Here is an 11,816-nt window from a genome sequence, read left to right as displayed (position 1 = left end):
AGTTCAAGTCGCAGGCATCGTGCAGGTAAATTCCCTTAAAAATTCACCAGTACGGAACCACGCCCTGATTTGAGGCACATCAACACCGCACCAAATAAGTGCAAATTCGATTTTTCGCACCAAAATCATGCATTTTCCGAAAAACCACCAAAAATGCACAGCCTTGGTGCAGCCTTGCGTGTAGCGGGTGCAGGCAGCCTATAATAAACGCAAACCCACTACTGGAACACGTCATGAGCAAAATTGAAGAGATCCTCGCCCTGGCCCGTAGCCGTAGCAAGGACTGGCCGTACGCGGGGGCTGTCACGCCGCAGGAAGCATTTGATCTAGTCAGTGCCGAACCGGCCATCAAGCTGGTCGATGTGCGCACTCATGCCGAGCGCGACTGGGTGGGCAAGGTCGCCATCCCCGACGCGCAGTACAGCAATGTGCAGTGGATGCTGTATCCGGGCGGTCTGGCCAATCCCGACTTCATCGAGCAGCTCAACACGGTGGCCCGCAAGGATCAGATCCTGCTGTTCCTGTGCCGCTCCGGCGTACGCTCGCGCGCCGCCGCCAAATCAGCCACCGAACATGGCTACCAGCACTGCTACGATATTCTGGAAGGCTTTGAAGGCGACAAGGATGAAGTAGGCCACCGTCGCAACATCAACGGCTGGTGCAAGGATGGCCTGCCTTGGATAGGCGCTTAAGCTGCACTGACGGCCGGCGCTACCTCAGCCGCCGCTGCGCCGCCGCCCGCCTCACCCAGCAGGAATTCGATACGCTTGCGCACGAACTGTATATGGCTGCGCAAGCCGTACAAACCATCGGCAAACGAGAGCGGAATCGATACCTGATTCACCAGTTCCTCGATCTCGTTCAGGCGCTGTAACTGCGCCGCATACACTGGCAGCCGGTCTTCCGGCGTCGCCGCTTCCACCGCCTGCTCAACCGCGCGCAACTGACCATACCAGCGATACACGCGCGAACGGATGCGCCACACATACAGTGGCGGTACCACTTTCGACAACGGCAGCAGCAAGGCGCCCAGCGCCACCACCACTACCCACATGCGGTCGAGGAAATTGGCCAGCCAGAAGGTCATATAGCGCTGCAGCAGCGGCGGGCCGCTCTTGTAGAATTTGGCCGCCTCCGGATGCACGGGAATCTCCGAATACTTCGCCGAAGGGAACTGGCCCTGCTGGGCAAACCAGCCGGAACCACCGTGAATACTGGCCGCCGCCTGCACGAACAGATCGACCAGTGCCGGATGCAGATTTTCGCGCGCCACCAGCGTGGCCGTGGGTGCGATCAGATCGAAATTACTGGCCGGCAGATCGCGCCCCAGATCGACGATCCCGCGTGGCAGCATCACATGGGTCAGGAAGGGCAGCTTGCGGCCATAGGCTTCCGCCTGATGGAAATTGAACAGCTTGATGCCGGGCGTCTGCAGCAGCATCTGGATCAGCGGCGCTTCCGGTGCCGAAGTGAACACCAGCCCGTCGATACGGCCGGCCAGCAGCTCCACCGTGGCCGGCGTATTGGCCAGCGAATAGCGCCGCACCTGCTGCTTCTCGATGCCGTTCAGCTCCAGCACCTGGCGGAACAGCCGTGGCGCGCCCGCACCTTCCGGCCCGAAGTTGATCTTCAGGCCTTTCAGCTGGCTCAGACGGGTAATCGGAGGATGGTCTTTGCGCTCGCGCAGGAACAGCCATAACGGCTCGACGAACAGGCTGCCCAGCGAACTCAGACCTTCCTGCTCGGCCACTTCCTCGTTGGTGGTACCGCTCTGCATGAAAGCGATATCGGCCTGCCCTTCTTTCAGCAGGCGCAGGTTCTCGCCCGAACCGGCCGAGGGCACCAGCGTGACCTTGACGCCATGCGCCGCCAGCGCCGCTGCATACTTCTTGCCGAATTCTGCGTAGGCGCTGTTGTCCTGCCCTGTTGCCAGCCGCACCGTGCGCGGCGGCGCCGGATCGACCAGCCAGTAGGCCAGCAGACACACGCCCACGATCAGTACGATGGTCGGTGCCGCTGCCACCAGCAGGTCACGCAGAGAGAAACGGGAAAAGCGCAGAATTTTTTTCATCAGAGATTACACAGTAAATACGGCCAGGCTAGCCACCGCAGGCGCGCAGCACCGAAGCCTGCGCCGCCTTGCCCGTGGTAGCGGCAAGCGGCAGCACGGCAGCCGCCGGTGCAACGCCAGCGCCAGCAGCAGGGGCAGGAGCGCCAGCACCAGCAGCCCTATTCAGGCTGACAGCCGCCGGCAGCGGCGCCTTGCCTGCCGCAGCAGGATCGATCAGCGGCATCAGGGTCGGTGCTAGCACCACCAGCAGCTGCACCGGCAAAGCACTGGTGAAATCGTAGTTCTTCGATTCCGGCCCGTGCACATAGGCTGTCATACTACCGAAGAAACGCTCGCCGATGTTGAACACAAAGGTGGCCGAGCGGTTCACATAGCGCGATTCGATCAGCCGGCCACCGGCGCCATAGACATCGAAGCGCTGGTCGCCCGTACCGGTCTTGCCGCCTACCGGCATATCCGTGCCGTCAGCCAGCACAAAGGCCTTGCGTGCCCGTTTGGCCGTACCATCCGATACCACGCCACGGATGGCCTGCGCCACCACGGCCGCCACTTCGGGCGACAGCACGCGTTCGTCTTCGGTCGGCTTGCCCTTGGTGACCACGGTTTCGTAAGGCGTGCCTTTGGCGAAGTGCAGCGAACTGATACGCTGGGTCGCCTTGCGCACGCCGCCGTTCACAATAATGCCCATCATCTCGGCCAGCGCCGCAGGGCGGTCAGCCGAGGCGCCCAGCGTGGTGGCATAGGATGGCACCAGCGATTCGAACGGATAGCCCATTTTCTTCCACTGCTTGTGGATTTCCATGAAGCCTTCCATTTCGATCAGGCCGGCGATGCGCTTGTCCTGCGCATGCTTGTGATGCGTCTTGAACAGCCACTGGTAGACTTCCTGCCGCTGCTGTTCGCTGGCCGCCGTCATCTGCGCCAGCGTGGCGCCCGGATGCTGGCGCATATACGCCGCCATCCACAGTTCCAGCGGATGGACACTGGCCAGATAACCACGGTCGGCCAGCGACCATTTGTCGATGCCATACTGTTCGTACAGCTTCTCTACGCGGTCGTCCGGCACTTCGTTCTGCGATGGCAGGTTGGCATGCAGGAAGGCGGCAAACTGCTCCACCGTCGCCTGCGGATAGATGGTACGGAAGATCACCGCCAGCCGCACCGGCGTGCTGCGGATATTCGCCAGCAGGATCTTGTCCAGTTCTTCGGTCGGCTTGCCCTTGTACTTCATGTAGAAGCGGCCGAGGAACTCCTTGCCTTCCTTGTCCGCAAAGCGGGCCAGATAGCCGGCACGGCGCGGATCATCGGCATCGGCCAGTAGCGAGGCCGAGGAGCCGGGCGTCTGGAACATGTAGTACTTGGCCACATCGCGCATCAGCCGTACGAAGACCAGATTGGTGGAATGGCGCAGCGCTTCCGTCACCGTCATGATCTTGTTGTTGTCTTCCTTGGAGAAGTTGCCGAAGTGGTGCAGCCCGCCGCCAGTGAAGAAGCCTTCGCCCGGATTGCCCGAATACTGGCGCTCCATGGCGGCATTCAGCATGGGCGTCAGCGCGCGCGCGGCAGGGTCCTGCGGCAGCGCCTTGAAATAGTCCAGTGCCCATAGCGACAAACGGTCCTGCGGATCGATCTTCACCTTGGCCAGTGCGGCGCCATCCATGCCCGCATATTTACGGTGCAGCTGATCGACGATGTCGAGATAGCTCACCAGCGTGCGCAGCTTGGCAGTCGAACCCAGATCAAGCTTGGCGCCTTCATTGATGTCCAGCGGCTGGTCGAAATTATCCGTCTGCAGGCGCAGCAGATTGTATTGCGGCCCCTTCTCCAGCAGAGTGAAGCTGTACACCACATTGGCCGGGTCGCCATTGCCCAGCATGCCCTTGCCCGTCAGCCCGGCAGCTTTGGCTTTTTCCGGATCGCGCAGATCGCGCAGCACCTGCGTCACCGCCGTCTGGGCCTGCGCATCGAGCGTGCTGACCACGCTCAGGTCGAGCCGGTCCAGGTTGTACATGCGGTTATCGCCCAGCAGATTGGCCAGATGGTTGCGGATCGCGTTCGAGGCCTTGCGCGAGACAAAGGTCATGGCCGGTGCCGACTGCAGACCATTTCCGGTGGCCGGATGCAGACGCTGGGCCAGCGCACGGTCGCGCAGGGCCGGCGTAATCGCACCTTCCTGTGCCAGCAGGCGCAGGTGGGAATCGGTCAGCGTTTCCAGATCCGCCGCACCGTCGGCCAGATAGTAGCTGGGGCGGCGCTGCGCTATCATCAGGCTCAGTGCTTCCTTGTAGACCAGCGCCGTTTCGGCATCGGGCTGGGACAGATCACCGCTCAGGCGGCGATTCAGGTCGGCGAAATCGCGGCCGTACCAGACCCACATGCCGTCGCCTATGCCATTCACTTCGCCATAACCGGGCTTGGCCGACAGCGGCACCGTGTTCAGGTATTCCATCACGATGCGGCGCCGTGCCTGGGTGGTATCGGGGCCATCCTGATAGGCACGCAGACTGGCCGAGACCATCTGCTGCAGCTTGTCCTTCATGGAACTGGTGCGGCCTTCCGGCGAATGGCGGTATTTCTCGATCTGGGTGGCCAGCGTACTGCCGCCGGCAGCGCGGTGGCCGCCGGCCACGGTGCTCACACCTTTTTCAATCACCGCCTTGCCCAGCCGGTCCCATTCCACGGCCGGATTGCGGGTCGGGTAGCGGCTATCGAGCAGCTCGCGGTTTTCGATGAACAGCAGGCTGCTCACCAGCGCGGCCGGGGCCTGTTCGAACTTGCCGTAGACGCGCTCGGGATAGCTGGCCGCAAACAACGTCTGCTCGCGGCAGTCGGCAATGGTCAGGCCGGTGCGGGTCTTCTCGTGATAGGTGGCGAACACGCCCATGTCGGCCAGCTGCGCCATCTTGGGCGAGATACGGGCCTGTGCACTGACGTGATAATCGCGGGTACTCAGCTTGCCCAGATAATCGGGCAGGCCGGCATACCCGAGCCGCTCGTCATACGGGCTGTCGTGCGGGAAGCGAATGGACGGGCTAGGCCCTGCTTCGACCTTGTAACTAAGCTTGCCCACCACATCGCTGAACAGGCGAGATTGCAGCATCGAGCTGCGCGTCTCGTATGCGCCCAGCGCACACACGGCGGCAACGGCGGCACCCAGCGCCAGCAGCCATTTGCCGCGTGCACTGCGACGCGGCGGTGGCGGCCCATCGCCAGACTGGGCTTCCCCTTCCGCGCCGTTGTCTGCAGCTTCTTCTTCAGCGTCTTCCAGCACCGGTTCTGGCAGTTCGGTAGCGGGGGCAGAAGCCACCAGCGTGACGGGAGATTCATGCGGCGCTGCCACTGCAGCAGAGGCGGCAGCAGAGCCGGTGAGCGCGGCGGCCGCTGCGACATCGGCCTCGCTCAGGGATGGCACCACGCGCAGATAGCGGGCGCGCCGCTTGGCGATAACAGCAGCGCTGGCGCGGGATTTGCGCGCTGCCCGGACAACTAAACGAGGCCGGCGGATACGACGATTGCTTAACATATGATTCAGACCGGTCAGCTAACTCAGTAAAACACTCAAAGACGCGCAGCACCTCGGCGCTGTTGCGCACTTCCATTGCACCACATCAGGGCGACGCACACCGGCGCTACTTGGCAATATTTTGATATAAGCACGAAATTTTCGCAAAAAAACAACGGCGCTCTTTCCTCCGAAAGAACGCCGTTTCTGGCCACTTCTTATCACCGCAACACTAGATGTTGCTGAACTCTACATGGAGTTTCGTCAGTTCCGCGCACAGTTGACGGAAGGCGGCCGCTGTCTGTACCGGTTCGCCTTTGACGCCAAGCTCGATATGGCGCCGCGTCTGCGCGTCGCCCACGCTGGGCAGGCTGAATATCTTCACCCCCGGATAATCGGCTTCCAGCATCTGCATCAGCGGCGTCAGCGCCGATTCGGCCGCCTCGTACACCAGCACCGACTGTTCGATGCGCGGCGCGCGGTTGTACAGATGAGAGTAGTGCTGATCCAGCACCCATTCGATCATGGGCCAGGCCATGACGGGGAAGCCCGGCACAAAATAGTGCTGTCGCAGCGAGAATCCGGCGATATTGTTGTACGGGTTGGGAATCAGCTCGGCCCCTTGGGCAAATTCCGCCATCTTCAGCCGGTGCAGATTCTCTGCCGATTCCAGATCGGCCGCCTGCCCTGCCTCGTAACCCATCTGCAGTATGCGCTGCTGGATATTGCGCTTGCCTTCTTCATGCAGCACCAGCGGCAGGCCCAGTGCATCGGCCGCAGCCTGACGCGTATGGTCATCCGGCGTCGCGCCTATGCCACCGCAGCAGAACACGATGTCGCTGCTGGCAAAGGTTCGCTTCAGCGCAGCCGTGATGCGCACCGGATCGTCCGGCAGGATTTCCGCCCAGCCCAGTTGCAGGCCGCGTGCAGCCAGTATCTGCAGCACTTTGGGAAAGTGCTGGTCGTGCCGCCGGCCTGACAGGATTTCGTCGCCGATGATGATCAAACCTATCGCCATAACTATGCTTCTCCCTGTAAGCGCTGGCCTAGCCGGCGTTCTCGCTGGTGGCAGCGGCACGCAATTGCACCAGCGCTTCCAGACAATAATACGCAAACCACAGGCCGGTGAAGATAAAAATCAGGACATACAGCCAGATCGAAGCAGCCGCCAGAAACGGGAACAGCACCACGGCCATCACCCCGCCCAGCCACAGTGCACCGGGCAAGGCGCCGGCGGCGCCGGAAATCACGCCTATCAGCAGCAAGCGGCCACGGTGCTGCTGCAGTATCTGGTGGCGCTCTTCGGCACTGGCGTAGTCGGCCAGCGCGTCGTACACCATCACGCGCATGGTCAGCCAGCCCCACAGCAGCGCCTGGGTAATCACGGCCAGCGGCGGGAAGGCATACAGCGGCAGCGTCAGCAGCCACAAGCCCATGAACACCAGCATGGCGCCCAGCGCCGTGCCTATGCTGCCCAGCAGGCTGCCGCCTTTGCGCTGTTCCAGTTCCGGATAGCGGCGCCGTCCCACGTGGCGGCCGATCAGCGGCATGGCCACCACGCCGATGAACACTAGCGCCGTCAGTATCATCAGGGGCAGTAGCGCCAGCATGGCGATCAGCGGCACTACCACGGTTTTCAGCGTGGCCAGTCCCAGCGCCGTCAGGATGCTGCCGCTACGGGCAAAACCATCGTACTCGGTGAACAGCGCATGCAGATAATCGATTAGCGGCTGCAGGCCGAAATACAGCAGCACCGCCCACACGGCCAGCGCCAGCAGGAAAGGCAGCACGCTCATGGCCAGCAGACGCGGATGCCACTGCGTACCGAAGGCCTGGCCCCAGCTGCGCAGTACGGCGCCCATCAGACCACATCCTTGCCGGCGTATTCCACCATACGCTTCAGGCCCAGCCACTGCTGCGCCCAGAAGCCGCGCCCGTAATCACGGCCGGGCAGGACCGCGCCGTGCGCATCGGTCTGCGGCAGCTGGTCGCGGATGCCGGTGGCGGCAAACTCTGTGGTGAAACGGGCCGTGCCGAATACCATGTCCCACACCGGCAGCAGCACGGCAAAATTGCAGCCGCCCAGCGTGCCCACGCCATGGCTTTCGTGGCCATGGCCGATGGCATGGTGGTGGCGGTGGTAGCGTGGCGACACCAGCAGGCGCTCGCCCAGCCAGCCGAAATGGATGCGTACATTGGCATGCTGCAGGCTTTGCAGGATGCGCGACACAGATACCAGCACCACATACTGGGCCGGCTCCACGCCGATGAACAGGGCGATCAGCGCCATGTAGATGTCGCGCAGCAGATCGTCCAGCAGATGGTTGCGGTTGTCGCTCCACAAATTCATGTTCTGCTGGCTGTGGTGCAGGCCGTGCAGCCCCCACCACCAGTTGAAATGGTGCTCGGCGCGGTGGTACCAGTAATCGAAAAAGTCCAGCACCACCAGATACACGAGGAAGCTGGCCAGCGGGCTGATACCGGGCAGCAGGCTCTCGAGATTGAGCGGATGCAGGCTTTCGAAGCGCAGCTGGGCGGCCAGCGCATCCATCAGCGGGTCGAGGGTAAAGAAGATCAGCAGCGAAAACAGGCCGATACGGTGCAGCACCGTGTAGAGGAAATCGTTCCAGCGCGCGCGCGGGTCGCTGATCCGGTGCACCGGCAGCAGCGCTTCGAGCGGACGCAGCACGAGGAACAGCAGCAGCAGTTCCAGCGCGCCTATCAGCAGCCATTCCGTGCCTTCGAACGATTCTTCGACAAATTCGCCCAGGCCCAGCTGGAACACCAGCGGCTGTATAACTGTTTCAAACAACCAGCCCTGGGCCACGCCCAGCCAGTCGGAAAATACCTGCATCATGGATGTTTAAAGGAAGAAGAGTAGTCTGGATGGTCGCGCAGGGTGGCAAAGCAATAGCCCTTCTGCGACAGTCCCTTGATCAGTGGTTCGAGGTTGGCCGGTGCCCACGCATCCTTGCGCGACCAGATGCCCATGTGGATCAGCACCACATCGCCGGCGCGCAGTTCGCGCAGCGATTTGGCCAGCAGCGAGGCGTTGGAGTACTTCTCGCTGGGCAGTTCGTCGCCGGAAAAACCGGCCGGCGACCAGCCCACATGGGTATAGCCGCAGCTGCGCGCTGCGGCCAGTGCGCGCGGCGAAGTGCGGCCGGCCGGGGCACGCCAGACGGGATCGAGGTGGCTGCCCGTCAGTTCGACGAAGCGCTGGTCGACACGACGTATCTGCTCGCAGTACTGGTCGGGACTCAGCGTACGCACCTTGCCGGCGCTGCTGCCGAAACCGGGCTTGGTTTCCAGCTTGCCGTCGGCCGCATCGCGTACCAGCACATCGTGATCGAAAGTATGCGAACCGATCACATGGCCTTCGGCCAGCCGCGCCTTCCAGTACGGCGCCCAGGCCGGATCGAGCGAATAATCGCCGTTGACGGTTTTCTCGTTGGCGAGGAAGAAGCTGGCCTTGATATGGTGCTTCTGCAGCGTCTCGGCGATCAGCGCCGCCTGCGCCTGACTGCCCGTATCGAAAGTCAGATAGATATTGCCCTTGCACTGGGGTGCAGCCTGGGCTGCTTTGGCAGCGCTGCTGGCGGCCGGCACCGAGGCCGCTGCGGCTGCCGGCACCACGGCCAGCATGGCCGTGGCGGCGCTGGGCGCGGCCGGCTTACTGGTGATTGCCGCTACGGCGGGGGCCATAGCGGCCTTGCTGCCGCCCGCACTGGTCGTGCTGGCCGTGATGGTGCCGCTGCCGAGGACCGGACGGTAGCCATAGGCGGCTGCGATGCCGGCAGCACGTGCTACGGCGGCGCGCTTCGCCACGCCCGATTCAGCCTGGGACAGTGCCGGCGCCAGCGCCAGCATGCACAGTGTCAGGGCGGCGGCGCGTGCCATCAGATGCGGGGAGCGGAATTAAAGAAGAACACCCCGTGCGGCGAGCGCCCCACAGGAATCATTTTGATGACTTTGCGGCTGGGGATATCGATTACGGCCACTTTTTTAATCCAGCGCAGCGTTGCCCACATGGTTTTACCATCTGCCGTCACCTCCATACAGTCCGGACCACCGGGCACATTAATCTGGCCCACATTTTCCAGCGTCTTCTGGTCAATGATATTAATCGAATTCGACACGCGATTGGAAACGAAAATGTGACGGCCATCGCCGGCCGCGCGGAAATTGTGGGTGCCCTGCCCCGTTTTGATGCGTTTCACGATCTTCTGGGTGCGCCAGTCGATCACTTCCACATAGTCGCTGCTCATGATGCCGACCAGCAGATACTTGTCGTCCGGCGTCATCGAGATCCCGGCCGGCAGCTTACCGACCGGCATAGTCCATTTGATGGCCTGGGTTTTCAGATCGATGGCACTGACTTCATCGCTGCCCTGCTGGGTAATGAACACCATATCGCTGGCTGCATTGAAGGCCATGTGGCTAGGCAGTTTGGGCAGCGGCAAACGCTTGCTCAGAGTCAGGCTGCTGCCGTCGTAGCGGTACAGATCGACGCGGTCCAGCCGCAGCGAATTCGAGACCAGCCATTTCTGGTCCGGCGAAAAACCGATCTGGTAGGGATCGAGGATGTCCTTGATGGTACGCTGGATCTGGCCGCTTTTCGGGTCGAGGAAGATCAGCTCGTTACCGACAGAGCTGGCCACGATCAGCGATTTGTTATCGGGCGTGGACATCAGGTGGTGCGGCTCTTTGCCGACCGGGAAAGTGGCGAGGTCTTTATACGTGTCCTGATCGAGCAACTGCACAGTGGCGTCGCGCGAATTGAGCACGACAACGACATTGGCCTGCACACTGCCGGCGGCAGTCAGGGCGCAGACACAGGAAAGGGCGATACGGCGAAAACTGCGGAGCATGGATAAGTCGCTTGTAGGAGCAAAACGCTTATTTTACGTGCAAACGGGCAGGCAGCAAGAAGGAAGCCGCAATTAATCGCCCGCTCTCACGCCCTGCTACAATGCGGGCCTGTCTTTAACGTACTTCTGAAGGAATAACATGAGCACCATTACCACCGGCTCCGGCCTGCAATACATCGAACTGACCGTGGGCGAAGGCGCCGAAGCCAAAGCCGGCCAGAACGTCACCGTGCACTACACCGGCTGGCTGCAGAACGACGACGGCAGCAAAGGTCCGAAATTCGACTCCAGCAAAGACCGCAACGACCCGTTCGAATTCGCCCTGGGTGCCGGCATGGTGATCCGTGGCTGGGACGAAGGCGTACAGGGCATGAAAGTGGGCGGCACCCGCCAGCTGATCATCCCTTCCGATCTGGGCTACGGCTCGCGCGGCGCGGGCGGCGTGATTCCACCGAACGCCACCCTGATCTTCGACGTCGAACTGCTGGCTGTTTGATGACTGCGGGCGCGGCAGGCTAGCCGCCGCCCGTCCTTACTGGTGCTGCCAGCGACGCTGCAGCGCCAGTTCCTCGGCCTGCGCATCGAGCGCGGCGCCAGCCCTGCGCTGCCGTATGGCTTCCTGCAGCAGCGGCGGCATATCTCCCATGGCGTTACGATGGGTGCCCAGCGCCGGCACATGGCGCCGGTTCTGCACCAGCAGCGGCACCTGCCACACGCCCTCCTCGCGACAGGCCAGCCCTGTCAGATCCTGCTGCATGCCCAGCAGACTGAAACTGCGGCAGTAATTGCCATCCTGTGTCATAAAACTCTGGCCCAGACGGATTTCGCCGTCCGGCGTGGTGCGTCCGCCCGGCTGCTGGTTCAGTGCCACCAGCAGGCTGCCTTGCGCCAGCAGGCTGCCGTCGTGCGCGGCGATGGCGGCAATGCCGGAACTGGCAGACACCAGTGGCGCCGTCGCGGCGCCCGTAGTGGCAGCAGAACCGGGCCACCAGCGCGACCAGCCTAGCCGGCTGCCGTATAGCCCCAGCGCGATCAAGCCCGCCACCACTGCTACCACCAGCGCCAGCACGCTCCATTCCAGCGCACCCCAGCGGCGCTGGCCGGCCTTGCGCGCTGCCGCAGCCCGCTCCGCCCGCACCCCGGCCAGCTGCACTACTTTGGCTCCCGCCTTGGCTGCCGCCTTGGCGCCGGCTGCACCGATCGCCTTGCGCCGCAACTGCGCAACCCGCAGCGCCAGCGCGCTATCGTGCTGAATGGCCAATTCCAGCGCGCGGCTGGTCGCTGCATCAAGTATGCCGTCGGCATAGGCTTGCAGTATCTGATCGGAAAAGCGCGTGGTTCGGTCCATGGTGCAGCCATCATAAACCTTTTT

At 62.5% G+C, this 11,816-nt stretch carries 10 protein-coding genes; 2 read left to right on the top strand and 8 right to left on the bottom strand.

What is annotated here, in order from left to right; all coding sequences use genetic code 11:
- The first annotated feature begins 233 nt into the window (after positions 1-233).
- Positions 234-692: a rhodanese-like domain-containing protein gene (locus tag GTP23_RS18735; protein WP_155434473.1), complete on the top strand. Its 459-nt coding sequence runs from the start codon at positions 234-236 to the stop codon at positions 690-692.
- On the opposite strand, the gene GTP23_RS18730 is transcribed toward GTP23_RS18735, so the two are convergent.
- The 7 genes from GTP23_RS18730 to GTP23_RS18700 form a co-directional block, all read right to left on the bottom strand.
- Positions 689-2,071: a TAXI family TRAP transporter solute-binding subunit gene (locus GTP23_RS18730; RefSeq protein WP_161036505.1), complete on the bottom strand. Its 1,383-nt coding sequence runs from the start codon at positions 2,069-2,071 to the stop codon at positions 689-691. The genes GTP23_RS18735 and GTP23_RS18730 overlap by 4 nt on opposite strands.
- A 28-nt stretch (positions 2,072-2,099) precedes the next feature.
- Complete coding sequence (locus tag GTP23_RS18725; protein WP_229256172.1) at positions 2,100-5,594, bottom strand: transglycosylase domain-containing protein; 3,495 nt, start codon at positions 5,592-5,594, stop codon at positions 2,100-2,102.
- 211 nt (positions 5,595-5,805) lie between these two features.
- Positions 5,806-6,591, bottom strand: coding sequence for a competence/damage-inducible protein A (locus tag GTP23_RS18720; RefSeq protein WP_161036504.1), 786 nt, complete (start codon positions 6,589-6,591; stop codon positions 5,806-5,808).
- Between the two features lie 28 nt (positions 6,592-6,619).
- Positions 6,620-7,435, bottom strand: coding sequence for an EI24 domain-containing protein (locus GTP23_RS18715; RefSeq protein ID WP_161036503.1), 816 nt, complete (start codon positions 7,433-7,435; stop codon positions 6,620-6,622).
- A complete protein-coding gene (locus GTP23_RS18710; protein WP_161036502.1) occupies positions 7,435-8,430 on the bottom strand; it encodes a sterol desaturase family protein in 996 nt (331 codons plus the stop codon). The genes GTP23_RS18715 and GTP23_RS18710 overlap by 1 nt, the downstream gene beginning before the upstream one ends.
- Positions 8,427-9,218: a polysaccharide deacetylase family protein gene (locus GTP23_RS18705; protein ID WP_229256207.1), complete on the bottom strand. Its 792-nt coding sequence runs from the start codon at positions 9,216-9,218 to the stop codon at positions 8,427-8,429. The genes GTP23_RS18710 and GTP23_RS18705 overlap by 4 nt, the downstream gene beginning before the upstream one ends.
- A 254-nt stretch (positions 9,219-9,472) precedes the next feature.
- A complete protein-coding gene (locus GTP23_RS18700) occupies positions 9,473-10,444 on the bottom strand; it encodes a YVTN family beta-propeller repeat protein (protein ID WP_161036500.1) in 972 nt (323 codons plus the stop codon).
- Positions 10,445-10,583: 139 nt separating this feature from the next.
- Here GTP23_RS18700 and GTP23_RS18695 point away from each other — a divergent pair, with 139 nt between their 5' ends.
- Positions 10,584-10,940 carry an FKBP-type peptidyl-prolyl cis-trans isomerase gene (locus tag GTP23_RS18695; protein ID WP_155434466.1) on the top strand — a complete coding sequence of 119 codons (357 nt, stop codon included), beginning with the start codon at positions 10,584-10,586 and terminating at the stop codon, positions 10,938-10,940.
- Positions 10,941-10,976: 36 nt separating this feature from the next.
- Here the strand turns inward: GTP23_RS18695 and GTP23_RS18690 are convergent, their stop codons facing one another.
- A complete protein-coding gene (locus GTP23_RS18690) occupies positions 10,977-11,792 on the bottom strand; it encodes an anti-sigma factor (protein ID WP_161036499.1) in 816 nt (271 codons plus the stop codon).
- Positions 11,793-11,816 lie beyond the last annotated feature (24 nt).

The sequence above is a fragment of the Duganella fentianensis genome (assembly GCF_009857835.1).
Classification (GTDB): domain Bacteria; phylum Pseudomonadota; class Gammaproteobacteria; order Burkholderiales; family Burkholderiaceae_D; genus Rugamonas; species Rugamonas fentianensis.
This window is presented reverse-complemented; position numbering and strand designations above follow the sequence as displayed.

Excerpts from the sequence above, each read along its gene's own strand:
- GTP23_RS18735 (WP_155434473.1), top strand. The coding sequence starts at position 234 with ATGAGCAAAATTGAAGAGATCCTCGCCCTGGCCCGTAGCCGTAGCAAG.
- GTP23_RS18730 (WP_161036505.1), bottom strand. The coding sequence starts at position 2,071 with ATGAAAAAAATTCTGCGCTTTTCCCGTTTCTCTCTGCGTGACCTGCTG.
- GTP23_RS18725 (WP_229256172.1), bottom strand. The coding sequence starts at position 5,594 with ATGTTAAGCAATCGTCGTATCCGCCGGCCTCGTTTAGTTGTCCGGGCA.
- GTP23_RS18720 (WP_161036504.1), bottom strand. The coding sequence starts at position 6,591 with ATGGCGATAGGTTTGATCATCATCGGCGACGAAATCCTGTCAGGCCGG.
- GTP23_RS18715 (WP_161036503.1), bottom strand. The coding sequence starts at position 7,435 with ATGGGCGCCGTACTGCGCAGCTGGGGCCAGGCCTTCGGTACGCAGTGG.
- GTP23_RS18710 (WP_161036502.1), bottom strand. The coding sequence starts at position 8,430 with ATGATGCAGGTATTTTCCGACTGGCTGGGCGTGGCCCAGGGCTGGTTG.
- GTP23_RS18705 (WP_229256207.1), bottom strand. The coding sequence starts at position 9,218 with ATGCTGGCCGTGGTGCCGGCAGCCGCAGCGGCCTCGGTGCCGGCCGCC.
- GTP23_RS18700 (WP_161036500.1), bottom strand. The coding sequence starts at position 10,444 with ATGCTCCGCAGTTTTCGCCGTATCGCCCTTTCCTGTGTCTGCGCCCTG.
- GTP23_RS18695 (WP_155434466.1), top strand. The coding sequence starts at position 10,584 with ATGAGCACCATTACCACCGGCTCCGGCCTGCAATACATCGAACTGACC.
- GTP23_RS18690 (WP_161036499.1), bottom strand. The coding sequence starts at position 11,792 with ATGGACCGAACCACGCGCTTTTCCGATCAGATACTGCAAGCCTATGCC.